17 protein-coding genes are annotated in these 17,250 nt (G+C 67.1%); 2 read left to right on the top strand and 15 right to left on the bottom strand.

Going from position 1 to position 17,250, the window contains the following annotated elements; genetic code table 11:
* Positions 1-41: 41 nt before the first annotated feature.
* From AZL_RS33915 to AZL_RS31095, 8 genes are all read right to left on the bottom strand, one after another.
* On the bottom strand, positions 42-1,148 hold the full coding sequence (locus AZL_RS33915) for an HNH endonuclease (RefSeq protein WP_012978339.1): 1,107 nt from the start codon (positions 1,146-1,148) through the stop codon (positions 42-44).
* Between the two features lie 97 nt (positions 1,149-1,245).
* Positions 1,246-2,538 (bottom strand): PAS domain-containing sensor histidine kinase, encoded by a 1,293-nt coding sequence (locus tag AZL_RS31125; RefSeq protein ID WP_148219781.1) that lies wholly within the window; start codon positions 2,536-2,538, stop codon positions 1,246-1,248.
* Positions 2,539-2,588: 50 nt separating this feature from the next.
* Complete coding sequence (locus tag AZL_RS31120; protein WP_012978337.1) at positions 2,589-3,725, bottom strand: DUF2336 domain-containing protein; 1,137 nt, start codon at positions 3,723-3,725, stop codon at positions 2,589-2,591.
* Between the two features lie 190 nt (positions 3,726-3,915).
* Positions 3,916-4,680 carry a DUF6969 family protein gene (locus tag AZL_RS31115; protein WP_012978336.1) on the bottom strand — a complete coding sequence of 255 codons (765 nt, stop codon included), beginning with the start codon at positions 4,678-4,680 and terminating at the stop codon, positions 3,916-3,918.
* Positions 4,681-4,792: 112 nt separating this feature from the next.
* Positions 4,793-5,449: an ABC-type transport auxiliary lipoprotein family protein gene (locus AZL_RS31110; protein WP_247894578.1), complete on the bottom strand. Its 657-nt coding sequence runs from the start codon at positions 5,447-5,449 to the stop codon at positions 4,793-4,795.
* Positions 5,446-6,405 (bottom strand): MlaD family protein, encoded by a 960-nt coding sequence (locus AZL_RS31105; protein WP_012978334.1) that lies wholly within the window; start codon positions 6,403-6,405, stop codon positions 5,446-5,448. Before AZL_RS31105 ends, AZL_RS31110 begins: the two co-directional genes overlap by 4 nt.
* Before the next feature lie 9 nt (positions 6,406-6,414).
* A complete protein-coding gene (locus tag AZL_RS31100) occupies positions 6,415-7,212 on the bottom strand; it encodes an ABC transporter ATP-binding protein (protein WP_173380541.1) in 798 nt (265 codons plus the stop codon).
* Positions 7,212-8,387, bottom strand: coding sequence for an ABC transporter permease (locus tag AZL_RS31095; RefSeq protein WP_247894577.1), 1,176 nt, complete (start codon positions 8,385-8,387; stop codon positions 7,212-7,214). Before AZL_RS31095 ends, AZL_RS31100 begins: the two co-directional genes overlap by 1 nt.
* Before the next feature lie 213 nt (positions 8,388-8,600).
* Here AZL_RS31095 and AZL_RS31090 point away from each other — a divergent pair, with 213 nt between their 5' ends.
* Positions 8,601-9,116, top strand: coding sequence for an adenine phosphoribosyltransferase (locus AZL_RS31090; protein WP_012978331.1), 516 nt, complete (start codon positions 8,601-8,603; stop codon positions 9,114-9,116).
* A gap of 2 nt (positions 9,117-9,118) precedes the next feature.
* On the opposite strand, the gene AZL_RS31085 is transcribed toward AZL_RS31090, so the two are convergent.
* The 7 genes from AZL_RS31085 to AZL_RS31050 all read right to left on the bottom strand — a co-directional run bounded on the left by AZL_RS31085 (position 9,119) and on the right by AZL_RS31050 (position 15,780).
* On the bottom strand, positions 9,119-9,580 hold the full coding sequence (locus AZL_RS31085; protein WP_042446615.1) for a DoxX family protein: 462 nt from the start codon (positions 9,578-9,580) through the stop codon (positions 9,119-9,121).
* Between the two features lie 95 nt (positions 9,581-9,675).
* Positions 9,676-10,689: a DMT family transporter gene (locus tag AZL_RS31080; RefSeq protein ID WP_012978329.1), complete on the bottom strand. Its 1,014-nt coding sequence runs from the start codon at positions 10,687-10,689 to the stop codon at positions 9,676-9,678.
* Between the two features lie 80 nt (positions 10,690-10,769).
* Positions 10,770-11,687, bottom strand: coding sequence for a hypothetical protein (locus tag AZL_RS31075; protein ID WP_148219780.1), 918 nt, complete (start codon positions 11,685-11,687; stop codon positions 10,770-10,772).
* Between the two features lie 21 nt (positions 11,688-11,708).
* On the bottom strand, positions 11,709-12,626 hold the full coding sequence (locus AZL_RS31070; protein ID WP_012978327.1) for a hypothetical protein: 918 nt from the start codon (positions 12,624-12,626) through the stop codon (positions 11,709-11,711).
* A gap of 153 nt (positions 12,627-12,779) precedes the next feature.
* Entirely contained in the window at positions 12,780-13,202 is a 423-nt protein-coding gene (locus tag AZL_RS31065) for a hypothetical protein (RefSeq protein WP_042446612.1), read from the bottom strand.
* Positions 13,203-13,630: 428 nt separating this feature from the next.
* Positions 13,631-14,727 (bottom strand): IS630-like element ISAzs14 family transposase gene (locus AZL_RS35065; RefSeq protein ID WP_148219284.1). Its coding sequence is split into 2 segments (ribosomal slippage): positions 13,631-14,211 and positions 14,211-14,727, totalling 1,098 coding nucleotides; the frame shifts between segments, so codons are not numbered across the junction.
* Between the two features lie 201 nt (positions 14,728-14,928).
* Positions 14,929-15,780 (bottom strand): 2-keto-4-pentenoate hydratase, encoded by an 852-nt coding sequence (locus AZL_RS31050; RefSeq protein ID WP_012978325.1) that lies wholly within the window; start codon positions 15,778-15,780, stop codon positions 14,929-14,931.
* 151 nt (positions 15,781-15,931) lie between these two features.
* Between AZL_RS31050 and AZL_RS31045 the strand changes: the two genes are divergently transcribed.
* Positions 15,932-17,239, top strand: coding sequence for an acetylornithine deacetylase/succinyl-diaminopimelate desuccinylase family protein (locus tag AZL_RS31045; RefSeq protein WP_012978324.1), 1,308 nt, complete (start codon positions 15,932-15,934; stop codon positions 17,237-17,239).
* Positions 17,240-17,250: the final 11 nt, after the last annotated feature.

The raw sequence follows: 17,250 nt of genomic DNA, 5'->3' as shown, positions 1-17,250 counted from the left end.
GCGTGGCTCGTCGCGCCGCGCAAGCGGCGCGACGCCCGGCATCAGGAAAAGTGCTTGCCACGGTGAAGCGCCATATAGGCCTTTTCCTGGTCGCTCAACGGAAGCCGCAATGATACGGGTAGCCCCAGTAGAGCACGGTCATCGGCGGAGATCCCGGCGGAAACCAGCATCGACCCGTCATCCGTGAAGGAGATCAGCCCACGGTCGAACAGCGCGTCGATGGTCGCCGACAGGATGAGGCCGTTGTTGGGGTCGAGCCGCTCGGCATTCCCGGACTCGCACCAGGGCTTGATATGGGACGCACGCAATGCCTCTGTGACAGTGCAACCCGTCACCGCGCAAGCGTTGCTCCATCGCTCCAGCAGACGGCCGCGAAACGCCCCTTGCCCGATCCGGGCCTGATGCAGGGCCTGCCGCTCCGTCTCGGGAATATCCTCACTCTGGAGCTGGTCGATGTCATAGGAGACTGCGGACTGGCCGCCGGAAATCTCGTTATATATATTGTGCCATTCCCGTGTTCTCAGGCTATCAGGAACAAGCTCCATCACCCTGATTGCCGTCGCCCTGTCGATGAGGTGCCACATTCTGAATCTTGTGGAAAGATTTTTTTTGCCGGTTATTGAATACGCGTCAATTTCTATGGTTTCCGCAGGGCCTGGGGAGAAATATTGTTCCTCCGGACATATCCAATTGGGAATCCAATTGACGTCTGTTTTCCAATCCTTGAGAAATTTCTTTTCATTGTCATAATAGCATTTCCTGACGAGCTTCTGATCCCAGGCATCGTCCTTAAAATCATTGATATTGAGTTTCTTGACGATCTCTTCGCGTTGCCGGCGACGACTCTCATCGGTCAAGCAAGTGGCGCTACCAGCGATGCCAACAATTTGCTGGATGCCATGATGGGACGCGTACATGAAGACGAAAACACTTCCGTCATGATCTTCCGCATCAATATTTCCCGGGCCTTCGGTATGGAAAACCTTGATATCCTGATCATCACCGCGATACCGCATCCGAGGGTTATTATTCCATTCCTCATGACCATAACCGCATTCGGCAGGATATCCGCCCGTCGCTCTATGCCCATCCGGCTTCAAATACCCACTTGCATTCCAATGCACCGGCTTCATCAAAAAAAGCGTCATCCATTGACTCCATGCTTACAATCTAGGGAAACTCTCCAAAAGAGCATCCCAAACATGGATCATAGTTGTATTGTATGGATTCCCAATCTGAATATTTTTATATGTCATAACTCATCGCAACCGGCAGGCGCACGCTGATCGTCGTGCCCTCGCCCTCGCGGCTGCGGATGTCGAGCGTGCCGTTCAACAGCTCGACGAAGGACCGCACCAGCGGCAACCCCAGCCCGGTACCGCCCGACCGGCGCGACAGCTGGCTGTCGACCTGACCGAAGGGTTGCAGGGCGATGGCGATGCCCTCGGCGCTCATGCCGATGCCGCTGTCCGCCACCTCGATCAGGATGCGCCCGCCTTCGGGGCGGACCCGCAGGGTGACGCTGCCGCCGGCCGGGGTGAACTTCACGGCGTTGGCCAGCAGATTGAGCAGGATCTGCTTCACCCGCACCGGGTCGCCCAGCAGGCGGGGCGTGTCGGGGGCGATGTCCTGGACCAGGGTCAACCCGCCCTCCTTCGCCCGCTCGGCGATCAGCAGAAGCGAGCTTTCCACCGCGTCGCGGACATCCATCGGCTGCGGATGCATCTCCAGCTTGCCGGCCTCGATCTTGGCCACATCCAGGATGTCGCTGATGACGGCCAGCAGATGCTGGCCCGACTTGCCGATCACCTTGGCATAGTCGAGATATTTGGGATGGCCGAGCGGCCCGACGATCTCGCTCTCCATCATCGAGGAAAAGCCGATGATGGCGTTCAGCGGCGTGCGCAGCTCGTGGCTCATGTTGGCCAGGAACTCGCTCTTGGCGCGGTTGGCGAGTTCGGCCTGCTCCTTGGCCTGGATCAGCGCCTGTTCGGCGCGGCGGCGCTCCTGGATCTCCTGCATCAGCGCGCGGGTGCGGTCGGCGACCCGCATCTCCAGCTCGTCGCGCGCCTGGCGCAGCGCCATTTCCGCCCGTTTGCGCCGGGTGATGTCCTGACCGACGCAGAGGATGCCCGCCGGCGCCCCGTCGGACTCCGGCAGCCGGTTCAGGTTCCACAGCAACACCCGCTCGCTCCGGTACTGCTGATCACGCACCGCCTGCTCGAAATTGCGGATCTCCGTTCCCTCCGCCGCCATGGCCAGCTGGGTCGCGAAGGCCCCGTTCGGCCGCTCCTCCATCACTTCGGTCCAAGGACGGCCGACGGCCTGTCCAACCTCCAGCCCGAAGGCGCGTTCGGCCTCATGGTTGGCCTCCAGCACACGCCCGTCGGCCCCCAGAACCAGGATGATGCTGGCCGCCGTCTGCACCAGGGAGCGGAACCGCAACTCGCCGACCCGCGTCTCGCTCCGGCGCAGGTTGGCCTCCAACTCGGCGATGCGGGCTTCCAGCCGGCGGATGGTCTCAGCCGGGTCGCTCACCGACGGCGGGAGCCGGCGCGGGGGCGGATCGCTGGGGCGGCTCCGGTCGCTCACGCGGCGGCGTTTTCCGGCTGCATGATGTCCCCCAGCTTCGCCAGCAGGAATTCCAGATCCTCCGGCGCCAGATCCTCGTACTGGGTCAGGATGCGTTCGATGACGCGGCGGCGGTGGCGCTCACGGTCGCCGGGCTCGCCGTCATAGGGAGTCTCCTTCAGCACATCGATGGCGATTCGGCAGGCTGGCAGCAGGGCGGGCGGCAGCTTCGCCTTGTCGTACAGCGATTTCAACCCCAGCCGCCCGGCATCATGGATCAGCAGGCGGGCGTTGGTCAGCGGCACGTTCGCCATGCGCGAGGTCGCCATCTCGAAGAAGGCGATGTCGCCGGTGCACAGCGAACGGACCAGCAGCGACGGCGTCAGGCGGCCGGTACGGGCGAGCTGCGTCACCAGCCGGTCCAGCGCCCCCTCGTCGCTCTCCCCGGTGAACAGGGCGACGGTCGCCCGTTCGCGGCTTTGCAGGATCAGCTCCGACGCGACCCGCGACGGCAATTCATGGTGCGCGACCAGATGCTGGCGCAGCCGTTCCGACACCACGGCGACCAGCCGTTCGGCGATGGTGATCGGCAGCTTGGAGCGGTGGACCAGCGGGTCCTGCACCGCCTCGCTGCCACCGAAGCGGTCGATCACGCGGCCCAGGCTCCGCTCGCCCAGCTCGGCCCCCTCGTTGGCGACCAGCGCCGCCACCGCGCGTTCCGACCCGCTCTCGATCAGCGCGTCGGCGACGGCGGCCGGCACGGTCGGCCGCTGGGCGATGGCCGTGCTCTTGCCCTCGCCGCCCGACCGCAGGATCTCGACCAGATCGGCGGGGGTCAGAACGGTGGAGACGCTCAGAACCGGGATCGCCACCGCCTCGACATCGCGGGCGAGCGCGAGGGCGACATCCCGCGGCAGGGCGTGGCTGGATTTCAGGTTCTCGGCCAGGGTCTGGCGGACCCGCAGCACCGTGTCCTTCACCATCACGCGGATGATGTCCTCCGCCAGCCGGCGCTCCGACTGCGACAACTCGGGACTGTCGAACTGCTGGGCCAGCTTGACAGCCAGATCGGTCCGGCTGTCCGGCGAGGGATCGGCCAGAAGCCGGGCCACGTCCCCCTGGGTCAGTTGACCCGCTTTGAAACCGTCACTCATGGATCCCGGACCCTTCCTGCCCTGGTCCATCTCCGTATCGGTCGCGGAAGGGCGAAACCCGCGCGGATGTGGGCGGAGACTTGTCCACTCGCCACAGGATCTTCCCAAACGATTGAGCCTTCCTTAACACCCCGGGGTCATAGGACGTTGGGCGGAGACGCCACGGAAGATCGGCATCCCGCCGCATTGCTCAAGGGATTTCGACGAAACTCGGCGGTTCCGGCAGGATGGGGCGATGGCGGCGGGTGCCGCGCAGCAGCAGAGCCACCTCGGCGATCTGCTGCTCGACTGAGATGTGGCGCTGCGAGGCGACCTCCAGCCCGCGATCCTCGTAGACATAGGCGTCGGGGTGGCTCTCCGCCCAGCGTCCGATAGCGGCGTCGCGTTCACGCAGCAGGTCGATGATGGTCGGCCGGAACAGCCGCATCATCGCGGTGATCCAGCGGTTGGCCGGCCAGGACGGACGGGCGTGGTCGACCTCGAACGCGTTCAGCATGGCGATCACGTCTTCGGCCCCATACCAGGTCTCCCCCGTCACCCAGCGGTTGGTGGTGAACAGCCGCACCGGCTGGCCGGCCACATCCATGGCGATGCCGATCAGATGGGACAGCGCGTCATTGTCGTTGTCCGGTGGCACGAAATCGGCCAGCGGCGCCGGCCGCACGCCAGGCGGCATGCCGTGCGGGCGCAGGAAGCTATGGAAATGCCCGTGCTCTCCCTGCGGCCGTTCGCCTTCGGGATGGCAGTGGTAATAGTACTGGGCATGGAATTCGGCGTCGTAGACGTCGCCCGGCGGATAATGCTTCCACTCGTACAGCGTGCCGTGCCCGCGCAGAAGTTCGCCCACCACCGTGTCACCGGTCTTGGCCAGAACGCGCTGGCACAGACGGACCTCGCGCCCCGCCTCGGCCATCGCCTCCAACTCTTCGCGGGACATTTCCGACAAATCCGTCATCGCCCGATCCTGCGCTGCGCGAACACCCCTATTAGCTACGCGGTTATGGGAGCGTGGCAAGGCCTTTTCGGAATCGCATCCTATGGTTGCGAATCCATGCCCTTTGAACACATCAACCGGCGGGCGGACGCAGGCGTTGCGACAGCGACCAGTTGACCAGATCGCCGGTGACCTTTCCCAGCGCCTCGTCGAAGGCGGCGACCACGTCGGTGAAGGACCGGCCCCGCACCGGCACCGACGCCTCGAAGGTCTCGCCGGCCTCGATGGAGCGGCGCGGCATGGCGACCAGCTTGGCCGACAGCCGCACATGGACCCGGTCCGGCATGGCCGCACCCGGCGTGGAATATTCGGCCTGGAAATCGCGCAGCTCCGATTTCAGCACATAGTCGGAGCGCAGCCCGACCGTGTCGCGCCCGACGGAAACGATGCGGCCGCTGTCCTCGAAGGTCTGGACCACCAGCCCCTGCACCATGTTCGGCGCCCGGTCGGCCCAGGACACGTCGGCGAAATAGTCGAGCGAGGTCGGCGTGCGGGCGAGCGCGATGCGCGGCGTATCGATCCCCGCCGCCGCCGCCGGGGTCTCCACCAGCAATTGCCAGTCGGCCTTGGGGCCGGGGGCGACGCCGGCCCGCGGGGTCAGGGTGTAGAGATGCGGCGCCGTCGGGTTCAGCGTCGAACAGGCGGCCAGCCCCAGCAGCAGAACAGCTGCCAGCACTCCACGCGCCACCGGCCGCACGACTCCACGCCGCTCCATCATCGCCCGCCTCATTTCCCACGCACCTCCACGCCCTGCCGCGTCCCGCCGAACAGGAAGTTCGACGGGTCGTTCTCGATCCGCGTGACCACCCGCGACAGCTGGCCGGACAGGTCGCGCAGCTGTGTGATCAGCAAGGTCAGTTCATACAGCCCCGTGGCGGTAAAGTCGCGCACCGGCTCGCGGTTCTCGGCGGCGAGCGCGTTCAGCGTGTCGGACGTCCGCTTCAGCGACCGCAGCAGCTCGCGCGTCTCGCCACCCAACTGCTTGGCCGTGCCGTCCACCGTCGCCAGCGTGTCGTGCGCCTGGGCCAGCGTGCGGGCCAGCTGCGGCCCCACCGTCTCGAAGCCGTTCAGCGTGCGGCGGGCCTGGGCCATCGTCTCCTCCAGCCCGGCGCTGGCGCCGGCAAGCTCGGCGCTGATGGTCCGGGCATTCGCCAGGATGTCGGCGACCGCCTTCTGGTTCTCGCCGTTCAGCATCTCGCCCAGCCTGGTGACGACCTCCAGCGAGCGGTTGACCAGCTGCGGCGCGCTGTCCACCACGGCGGTCAGCGAGCTGGGCCGCGACGGGATGGTCGGCACCCCGTCGGCATCGGTTGCGGTCAGATGCTTGCCCCCCACCGTCCCGCCGGAAATCTGGACATAGGCGCCGCCGGTGATGCCCTGCAACTCCAGCGAGGCGATGGAATCGGACATGATCGGCGTGCCGTTCTGCACCTGGATCGTCACCCGCACCCGCGTCACATTGTCGGGGTCGAGCCGGATATCTGCCACCGTGCCGACCGGGACGCCGCGATAACGCACCGGGCTGCCCTGCTGCAACCCGGTGACCGAGCCGGTGAAATAGATGCGGTAGGTCTCGCGCGTCTCATCCAGCTGGACCTTGGCGATCCAGGCGGTGAAGACCAGCAGGCCGGCGACCAGCGCCAGCACGAAGCTGCCGACCAGGACATAGCTGGCGCGGGTTTCCATGGCGTGCCCCTACCCTTTCGCAAACAGCCGAGCGTCATTGCGCTCTTTGGCGTCGAGGGCCGCGCGGCCGCGCGGTCCGTGGAAATAATCGTGGATCCAGGGATGCGGGTCGGCCAGATGCTGGGCGAGCGTGCCCACCCGGATCGTCTTGTCGACCAGCACGGCGATGCGGTCGCAGATCGAGGTCAGACTGTCCAGATCATGGGTGACCATGAAGACGGTCAACCCCAGGCTGCGCTGGAGCCCCTGGATCAGCGTGTCGAAGGCGGCGGCGCCGATGGGATCCAGCCCGGCGGTCGGCTCGTCCAGGAACAGGATGTCGGGGTCGAGAGCCAGCGCGCGGGCCAGACCGGCGCGCTTGATCATGCCGCCCGACAGCTGGGCCGGATGCTTGGTGCCGGCATCAAGCGGCAGCCCGGCCATGGCGATCTTCACACGCGCCAGCTCGGCGATCAGCGGCCGGGCCAGACCGGTATGCTCCTTCAGCGGCAGCATCACATTCTCCGCCACCGTCATCGAGCTGAAGAGGGCGCCGTTCTGGAACAGCACACCGGTGCGGGCCTGGAGCGCCGTGCGCTCCGCCCGGTCGATGGCGGCGATGTCGTGGCCGAGCAGCTCGATCCTGCCGGCGGCGGGGTCGATCAGGCCGAGGATCTCCTTCAGCAGCACCGACTTGCCGGTGCCGGAACCGCCGACGACGCCCAGCACCTCGCCACGCTCGACATCGAGGTCGAGGCCGTCATGGATGGTCTGCGGGCCGAAGCGGGTGACCAGACCACGCACGCGGATCACGGGAGATCCTGCCATCACACCCCCAGCAGCGAGAAGAGGACGGAGAACACCGCGTCGATGACGATCACCAGGAAGATGCCCTCCACGACCGCCTTGGTGGTCATGATGCCGACGCTCTCGGCGCTGCCGGAGACCTTCAGCCCCTCGTAACAGCCGACCATGGCGATCACCAGGGCGAAGACCGGCGCCTTGATCAGCCCGGCCAGCACCGTGTTGATGCCGATGGCGCTGTGCAACTGGCGGATGAACTGGCCGAAGGTGATGTCGAGCGTGGCATAGGCCATCACCGCGCCGCCGAACAGCCCCATCACGTCGGCGTAGAAGGCCAGCAGCGGCAGGGTGATCACCAGCGCCAGCGCCCGCGGCACCACCAGAAGCTCCACCGGGTCGAGGCCCATGGTGCCGATGGCGTCAACCTCCTGGTTCACCTTCATGGTGCCGATCTGCGCGGTGAAGGCGGAGCCGGAGCGGCCGGCGACGATGATCGCCGTCATCAGGATGCCGATCTCGCGCAGGACGGAGATGCCCAGCAGATTGACCACATACAGCTCCGCGCCGAAGCGCTTCAACTGGTCGGCCCCCTGGAAGGCCAGCACCACGCCGATCAGGAAGGACAGCAGCCCCAGGATCGGCAGGGCGTTCAGCCCGGTCTGCTCGATATGGAACAGGACGGAGGTCAGGCGCAGGCGCGACGGGCGCAGGATCAGCCGGACGAAGGTGACGGTGACCAGACCGAGGAAGCCGACGAGGTCGAGAACCTCCCTGGCGGCATGCACCGTCGTCTCGCCGGTGCGCACCACCATGTCGTGGATCGGGTGATGCTCGCGCTCGATCGGATGGGGCGGCGCCTTGCCGGCATCGCGCACCGCGTCGAACAGGGCGGCATGCTCGGGCCGCACCCCGACCACCTCCACCGCGCGGCCGTCCGCCGCCATCCGGTCGGCCTGCCGGCTCAGCAGATAGGCGCCGACGGTGTCGAGCGCCTCCACCCCCGACAGGTCGAGCCGCAAGGCGGCGCCATCCCTGGGAGGAGCCGCATGGTCGAGCGCATCCGACGCCGCGGCGGCGACCTCCAGCGTCCAGCGCCCGGCGGCGGCGATCCGCCACCCGTCCTCCGCCGGATCGGCCTCGATCCGCGGCGCGGCCGATGCCGCATCCGTCTTCGCTGTCCCGCCTTGCGTCAAAATCACTGCCACTGGTTCCGCCGCACGCATCCGCACACCGACCGGTGCGTGTGGAACGTGGCGGAGCCCGGCCGGATGGTCAACCCCATCGGGCGCATGGCCGGTCGCGCCGGGCTACCCATTCCCGTCTTTGCGGCGGGATGGACTGCCGGTAGAGTGCCGGGAAACGGGCCGGGCTTTTCGCACCGCCGCAGGATTTTTCCACGGACAAGACCTTCGATGAACCTGAAAGACTATATCCGCGGCATCGCGGATTTCCCCAAACCCGGCATCCTGTTCTATGACGTCTCGCCGCTGCTGGCGAATGGCGCCGCCTGGAAGGCGACCATCGACCAGCTGGCCGAGGCGGTGCGCCCGCATAAGCCGGACCTGCTGGTCGGGATCGAGTCGCGCGGCTTCCTGGTCGCCGCCCCGCTGGCGCTGGCGCTGGGCATCGGCTTCATCATGGTGCGCAAGCATGGCAAGCTGCCGGGCGACAAGATCGCCCATTCCTATGATCTGGAATATGGCACCGACACCATCGAGGTGCAGTCCGACGCGGTGACGCCCGGCCAGCGCGTCGTGGTGCTGGACGACCTGCTGGCGACCGGCGGCACCATGGCCGCCGCCATCAGCCTGCTGCGCCAGGTCGGCGCCGACGTCCGTGCCGCCGCCTTCCTGGTCGAGCTGACCTTCCTCAACGGACGCGACCGCATCGACGTGCCCAGCATCTCGCTGATGGCGTACGAGTCCTGACGTCAGCGCCGGGCGCGCCAGCCGTCAAGGCCGAAGCGCCCGCCCCCCGAGGCGACCAGCGACAGGAAGCCGCCGATGATGGCGAGATTCTTCATGAACTGGATCTGCTGCATCTTCATGGCGTCGGGGGCGGCGTCCCAATAGCGGTGGGCGATCAGGGTCGCGACGACGGTGAAGGCGGCGACCAGCAGCGCCGCCAGCCGGGTCCAGGCGCCCAGCACGATGGCGAGACCGCCGACCGCTTCGACCAGCGCGCCGATCGGGGCGACGATCGTGGCCATCGGTACGCCCTGGCTTTCCATCCCGGCGATGAAGCCACTGAGCGCCAGCAGCTTGCCGAAGCCGCTCTGCACGAAGATGGCGCCCAGCAGGACGCGGGCCGCCAGCAGCAGCGCATCCCGCCCGGCGCTGGCCATACCGGCATCGGCTCCGTATCCGGCCGATGTGGTCGCATGATCGGTCATCACATAAGTCCCTTCGACCCGTTGCTTCGGATGTGGGACGGCGGCGGGTGGGAGGTTATTCCCGAAGATAATCGGCCGGACGCCAGAAAGCGGCGTCAGGCCGTCCTCCACAGGCTGATGATCATGACGCCGGCCACCGTCAGGGCGGCACCGGCCAGTTGCAGCCACCCCATCGGCTCCGCCAGCAGCAGGTAGCCGAAGATGGCGGCGGCGACCGGGCCGATGGCGCCGCACAGCGCCACCAGATTGGGACCGACCCGCCGCAGCGCCTCCGCCGTCATCAGCACCGGCAGCACGGTGCACGCCACCGCCATCACCGCCGACAGCCCATAGACCGGCAGCGGCTGGTCGAGCGCCGACAACGGGCGCAGCAGCAGGAATTGCAGGATGCAGCACAGGCAGGCCGCCGTCATCGCATGGGCGGTGAAGCGCATCGAGCCGACCCGTTGCACCACCCGGCTGCTGCCGACCAGATAGACCGAATAGAGAAAGGCGCCCATGAAGACCAGCGCCGCCCCGGTCATGAAGTCGGGATGGCCGGTACCGATCTCCGACCACACCACCAGCGCGACGCCGGCATAGGAGACCACCAGCGCCACCACCTCGCGCAGGCCGATCCGCTTGCCCAGGAACAGGGCCGACAGAACCACGACGATGGTCGGGTAGAGGAACAGCAGAAGCCGCCCCATCCCGGCGGTGACATAGCGCAACCCCAGGAAATCGCAGAAGCTGGCGGCGTAATAGCCAGTGACGCCCAGCGCGACCGTCAGGGCGAGGTCGCGCCCGGCGACCGGCGCCCGCTCCGCCGCCGCCTTTCCCGCCGCCTTTCCGAGTTGCGGCCACAGCGCCATGCCGAGGAAGAAGGGCAGCGCGAAGACCATGCGCAGCATGATCAGCGTGACCGGATCGACATCGTAACGGTAGGCCAGCTTGATGATGACCGGCCGCAGCGAAAAGGCGACCACCCCCGCCACGGCAAGCCCCAACCCGGCCAGGACATGGACGGGCGGCAGCGGGCGCGTTCCCCTGGCCTCGAAGGGGACGGCATCGGAAGACGGGCCGGGCGATGGAATGGCGACGCGGTCGCCCACTATGGTCTTGTGCGGCATCGGGACGTTCTATACCCGACACTCCCGATGCCACAAACCCCGATGCCACACGCCACCAACCGGCTTGGGCCCCGACGCTCCTACCAGGTGATCACGTAATCGCCGGTGTAGGGGCTGGACCCTACGTCAAAATTCTTGGTACCGAACGTCTTCTCCAAGGCGGAGCCGTTGCCATTCACCGTCATGCCGCTGCCACTCCAACCGTAGGCATTCCGGGAAACCGTGAATTCGCCTTTCGACTGCACAAGAGCCGGATCGTTGACGGCATGTATCTTCATCTTGCCCTGCATCGCGGCGGTCAGTTCGGCTTCACGACCGGCGATGACGTCTTCCCAGCCATCCTCCTTCTTCAGCGCGCCGGAGGCGAGACCGCTTCTCATCCGGCTGATATCATCCGGATAGCTTTCGAGAACCACCTTCTTGCGATCGGCCAGGGCCTGGTCCAACGTCTTCGGCATGGCGCTGTAAAGCCCCTGAAGGGTACTCACGGTGCCGTAGATGTTCCTCTCCTCCTCGCTCAACTGGGCATATTGCTTGTCAGTGAGCTTCGGCAATTCGGGAAGCTTCCCATCGCGAACCAGGGCGCGGACCTGATCGTCGGCGACCCCCTTGGCGGCATTGCGGAACACATCCGACTTCGCCCATTCCCTCACCGCCGCGACGGCGTCCGCCGCCTGCCCCGAGGACCCGCCAGCCTTCAGCGACAGCAGGGCGTCCTCCGCCCCTTGCTTCACGGCCCCCGGCATCTCCGGGTTGGGCGAACGCCCGCCCCCCAACAGTTGCGCCGCAAGCTGGTTCGCGGCGGCTCGCCCCTTTTCCGCGCTCGCCAGCATCGCCTTGGCGCGGTCGGACAAATCGACCTTGGTGGATGGACTGAAACCACCGCCATCCGCGCCGGGAGCGGGCTTCTTCACGAACATGTCCGCAGTCGTGCCCGGCGTCGACCGGGCGGATGCGAGGTTGCCAACCGGTAAACCAGCGGCGCTGATAATGCTCATGGTCCTACCCTCTGCCATCAGCTACCAGGTGATCACGTAATCCCCGGTATAGTCACTAGACGACACACCAAAATTCTTGGTGCCGAACATCTTTTCCAAGGCGGGGGCGTTGATATTTATCGACTTGCCATTCCCACTCCAGCCCTGATCGCCACCGGAAACCGTGACTTCACCTGTCGTCCGCACAAGCGTTGGATCATTGACGGCATGTATCTTCATCTTGCCTTGCATCGCGGCGGTCAGTTCCGCCTCCTGCTTGGCGATGGCGTCTTCCCAGCCATCCTCCTTCTTCAGCGTGCCGGAGGCGAGACCGCTCCTCATACGGCTGATACTGTCCGGATAGCTTTCGAGAACCACCTTCTTGTGATCGGCCAGGGCTTGATCCAGCGTCTTCGGCATGGCGCTGTAAACTCTCTGGAGAGTACTCACGGTGCCGTAGATGTTCCTCTCCTCCTCGCTCAACTGGGCATATTGCTTGTCAGAGAGTTCCGGCAATTCGGGAAGCTTCCCATCGCGAACCAGGGCGCGGACCTGATCGTCGGCGACCCCCTTGGCGGCATTGCGGAATATGTCCGACTTCGCCCATTCCTTCACTGCGGCGACGCCGTCCGCCGCCTGTCCCGAAGATCCACCCGCCTTCAGCGACAGCAGGGCGTCCTCCGCCTCTTGCTTCACGGCCCCCGGCATCTCTGGGTTGGGCGAACGCCCGCCCCCCAACAGTTGCGCCGCAAGCTGGTTCGCGGCGGCTCGCCCCTTTTCCGCGCTCGCCAGCATCGCCTTGGCGCGGTCGGACAAATCGACCTTAGTGGACGGGCTGAAACCACCGCCATCCGCGCCGGGAGCCGACTTCTTCGCGGAAACGTCCGCCGCCGCGACCGGCGTCGACCGGGCGGACACGAGGTTGCCAACTGGTGAACCGGCGGCGCTGATGATGCTCATGATTCCTTCCCTCCCATCGGGTTGCGCGGTCTCCAACCAACAATCCCGTATGATTCCCAACGACAGACGGCGACTGTCGGGTTCTCTCGCCCCATGTCCGCCACCTCATCGCCGCCGGCGTCGCGGCGGGATCTCCGCCGCGACGCCTGACACTCACCGCATGACGAACTGACCCGTGTAAGAGCTGGAGCCGGGGATCCCTGGCCCCGACTGATCGCACCTGGGTCGCCCGGCCGCGCCCTTATAAGCGTTGGTCGAGGCGAAGCCGCCGACGCTGCTCACCTGGACCTGGAACTGGCAGCCATTGGCACCCTGCTGATAGCGGACGGTGCACAGGGTGCTCGGATCGGTCGTCGAACCAATGAAGGACGCCGTGGCGCCGTTGGAGATCGAGAACGGCGCGGAGATGCTGCCGCTGGTGCAGCTCGCCGAATCGAGGGTGATGGTCGCCCCGTAATTGTTGACGATCTGGAACTGCACGGTCGCGGCCTGGGCGGCGCCGGCGGTTCCGATGGTCAGGGCGCCGGCAAGAAAAGCGCAAGTCTTGAGCCGCGAAAAACGGTTGGTCGCACGCATCCTGCAACACTCCATATTGTTTATTATAAGAACACGCCCAGTGCGTCCGCACCCTCTCCCAGCCATCCGGAACCGGGCGACGCATGGCGGAATGCGCATACCGAAGAATGCACCACGACGATGCAAAGCATCCTATGCGTGTCAAAGATAGGTCCGCGGACCGGATCGAGTCAAGAATCAATCGCAGGGACACGGGTCGGCTGCGCTTGAGTTCCCCTGTATAGCCGCGCGTCAATCCCAGGAAACCACGTCGCGGCCCTTTGGGAATTCTCTTGGCATCACCCGCAGGGAAATACTTAGATCCCGATGGATCCGGGTTTTGCTTATGTTTTTGCTTGGAAATTCGCAGTCCAGGCCGCGCCTTCCTCTCCGGCCGGCTGATCGCCGGACCAGGAGGACGTCCGCAACGGCGTGTGATACCAAAGCCGTTAAATTTTGACCTGTAAGGCCCACGGGTAACCGCATGTGGAGCGGATGCGGCCGGGTTCGGCGAGGATGCGGTTCCAGACGCGACAGCAGACGTCGAGGATGGCGTTGAGGTCGGTGAAGAGCCGGTGGGACAGCAGGGTGTCGCGCATGACCTGCCAGAGCCTTTCGATGGCGTTGAGTTCCGGGCTGTAGGGCGGGAGCGGCACGAGGGTGATGTTGGCCGGCACGGCGAGATCGCCGCTGGTGTGCCATCCCGCCCCGTCGATCACCACGGCGGCATGGGCGCCGGGGGTGACGGTGCGGCTGATCTCCTCCAGCATGAGGTTCATCGCCTCGGTGTTGGCGCGCGTCATGACGATGGCGGCTCCGGTGTCGCGCTCAGGACAGACCGCGCCGAAGAGATAGGCCGACTTGAAACGATGATCGCGCACGGCGCGCGGCCGGCTGCCGCGCGGCGCCCAGCGCCGGGTCAGGGTGCCTTTCTGGCCGATGCGGGCCTCGTCCTGGAACCAGACCTCCACGGCGCTCGCCTCGGGGTGGTCCTCTCCGATGGCGGCGAGGCGTTCGGCGAAGTTTTTTTAAACGCCTCCTGGGCCGGTGCGTCGGCCTTGGGATGGATCGGGCGCGGCGTCAGGAAGGACAGCTTCATGCGGTGCAAGCGGTCCTGCATGCCGGTGCGGCTGTAGTCCGCCCCGAAATGCCGCAGGGCCAAGTCGCGGATGTGGCGAACCCGGTACTCGACGACGCCGTCCCGTTCGACCTCGGGGCCGGCGGCGATCAGGTCAGCCAATTCCGGCTCCAGGGCGTCGGCGAGCAGCGGCGGCCGGCCGCAGCGCGCCCGATCCCGCAAGCCGTCCACCCCTTCGGCGTTGTAGCGCACGACCCAGTCGCGCAGCGCTTGCCGGTCCATGCCGGCTTGCCGCGCCGCTTCCGCCCGGCTGACGCCGTCCAGCGCCATGGCGATCGCCAGCAGGCGCCGGCACACCCGCCCATCGCTCTCGCCGCGGGCGAGGCGGCGCAGGTCTTCCGAGCTCAGGTCGGGGCGGATCGGCAGGGCGGACATGGCTGTGCTTCGCTCAATGGTGAGACCTGGCACAGGGAATCACTACCGGCGCTGAACCGCAAGCCACAGACCCGGCGAGTCAGAAGTTTCCGGCTCTGGTATGACAGGCGGTCGCGGAGCTTCCGGCCGCCGGCCGGGCCGGGCCGAGCCGAGCCGGGCCGGTAAAGACGCAACCATCCGAACCCGGCGGGGGAGACCGGCCATCCCGCAGGAGAGGGATGGCCGGTCGCCGGCTCAGCCGGCGGCCCCATCCGCCGCGCGGGCGGCGACGGCGGTGCCGGACATCGGCTCCAGGCCGGTGAAGGCGATCCGCGCCTGCTGGCCGATGGCGATGGCATGCACGCCGGTCAGGGCGCCGGTGGACACCCACTGCCCGGCCTTCAGCGGCCGGCCGAGCCGCGCCGCCATGCCCAGCGCCACCGCCAGCGCCGCCTGGATGCCGCCCGGCAGCTTGGCGCTGCCGCCGACGCCGACGCTCTGGCCGTCGATCAGCACCTCGGCCCTGAGCGCGTCGGCGCCCTCGACCCCGCCGGCGATCTCCTCGCCGATGATCAGGGCGGTGTTGTTGCCGAAGACGGAGGTCGCGGCGGTCGGCCCCAACTGGTTGACCGGGGCCAGCGGGCCGCCGGCCACCTCGATCACGGCATGGATGGCGGCGATGAAGGCGGCGGCCTCGGCCGGGCTGTAGTCCAGCTTGTCGGCCGGGGCGTCGGCGGCGACGCGCACCGCGAACTCCGCCTCGACCGCGCCAAAGCCGCCGGGGATGACCGGGAAGCTCAACGGTCCGCCATCGGCCTTCGTCACCGTGCCGGCGAAGACCGGGCCGATGTAGCGCATGGCGCCCAGCGCCTCTTCCAGGGCCGGGGGAACCCGCGCCACCTTCCAGCCGGCGACCTCGTCGGGCCAGGCGGCGGTCGCCGTCGCCTGGACGGCGTAGGCGGTGGCGAGATCGGCCGGCAGCGGGCCGGGGAAGTCGGCGAGGCCGATGGCGCCGCGGCGGGCGGCGACGAAGCCGGCCGCGATCTCGGCGATCACCGGATCGGCCAGGGTCGGGGCGCTCAGCCCGATGGGATGCGTGACGGTCATGACAAGAACTCTCCACTGAGGGGAGGGCCGACTGTAACGGCCCCGGCCCGCCCGCGAAAGCGCGCCGCGCCGGGTCGCGCCGCGAAAGGCGGGGTGGACGGACCATCCGCTTGGGGCGACACTGGGGGCGTCCTTGCCCGTGGGAGAGGCCATGCACTCCGACACCGCCAACACCGCCACCGGCCAACTGTTCGGCCGTATCGAGGCGAAGCGCGACGATCTGGTCGCGCTGACGCAGGCGCTGATCCGCATTCCGACCGTCAACCCGCCCGGCGACGCCTACACCGACTGCGCCCTGTTGATCGGCCGGCGGCTGGCGGCGCGCGGCTTCACCGTGGAATATGTGCGGGCGGAGGGGGCGGCCGGCGACAGCGACCGCTATCCCCGCACCAACATCGTCGCCCGCATCGAAGGCCCCCGGCCGGGGCCTTGCGTCCATTTCAACGGCCATATCGACGTGGTGCCCGCCGGCCAGGGCTGGACCGTCGATCCCTTCGCCGGGGTGGTGAAGGATGGCCGGGTCTATGGCCGCGGCGCCTGCGACATGAAGGGCGGCATCGCCGCGTCGATCGTCGCCGTGGAATCGCTGCTGGAGGAAGGTCTGCTCACCGCCGGCGCCCTGGAGATCTCCGGCACGGTGGACGAGGAATCCGGCGGCTATGGCGGTGTCGGCCATCTGGCGACGCTTGGCTATTTCTCGCGGCCAAGGGTGGACCATGTCATCATTCCGGAACCGCTGAACGTCGACCGCGTCTGCATCGGCCATCGCGGCGTCTGGTGGGCGGAGATCGAGACCAGGGGCCGCGTCGCCCACGGCTCCATGCCCTTCCTCGGCAACTGCGCGGTACGCCACATGGGCGCCGTGCTGCACCGGATCGAAACGGAGCTGCTGCCCCGCCTCGCCGTCAAGCGCACCGCCATGCCGGTGGTGCCGGAGGGCGCGCGCCAATCCACCATCAACATCAACGCCATCCATGGCGGCCAGCGCGAGGACCATGACGGGCTGCCCAGCCCGATGGTGCCCGACCGCTGCCGCATGGTGATCGACCGCCGATACCTGATCGAGGAGGATCCCGAGGCGGTCCGCGGCGAGATCGTCGCCATCCTGGAGGATCTGCGCCGCAACCGTCCCGGCTTCGACTATGAACTGCGGGAGGTGCTGGCCTTCCTGCCGACCATGACCGACGCCGACGCCCCCGTCGTCCGCGCGGTGGCCGCCGCCATCGAGACGGTGCTCGGCCGCCCGGCCAGGCAGGTGGTTTCCCCCGGCACCTATGACCAGAAGCATGTGGTGCGGATCGGCAACCTGAAGGACTGCATCGCCTACGGCCCCGGCATCCTCGACCTCGCCCACCAGCCCGACGAGTGGGTCGGCATCGACGACATGGTCAAGGCGGCGCAGGTGATGGCGCTGGCGACACTGGGGCTGCTGGAGGGCGACGGCGGGTCGCGCTTCTGAGAAGGCCGCCG

The organism is Azospirillum sp. B510, assembly GCF_000010725.1.
GTDB lineage: Bacteria > Pseudomonadota > Alphaproteobacteria > Azospirillales > Azospirillaceae > Azospirillum > Azospirillum lipoferum_B.
The sequence above is the reverse complement of the archived record's forward strand: the minus strand, read 5'-3'. Positions and strand labels throughout refer to the sequence as shown.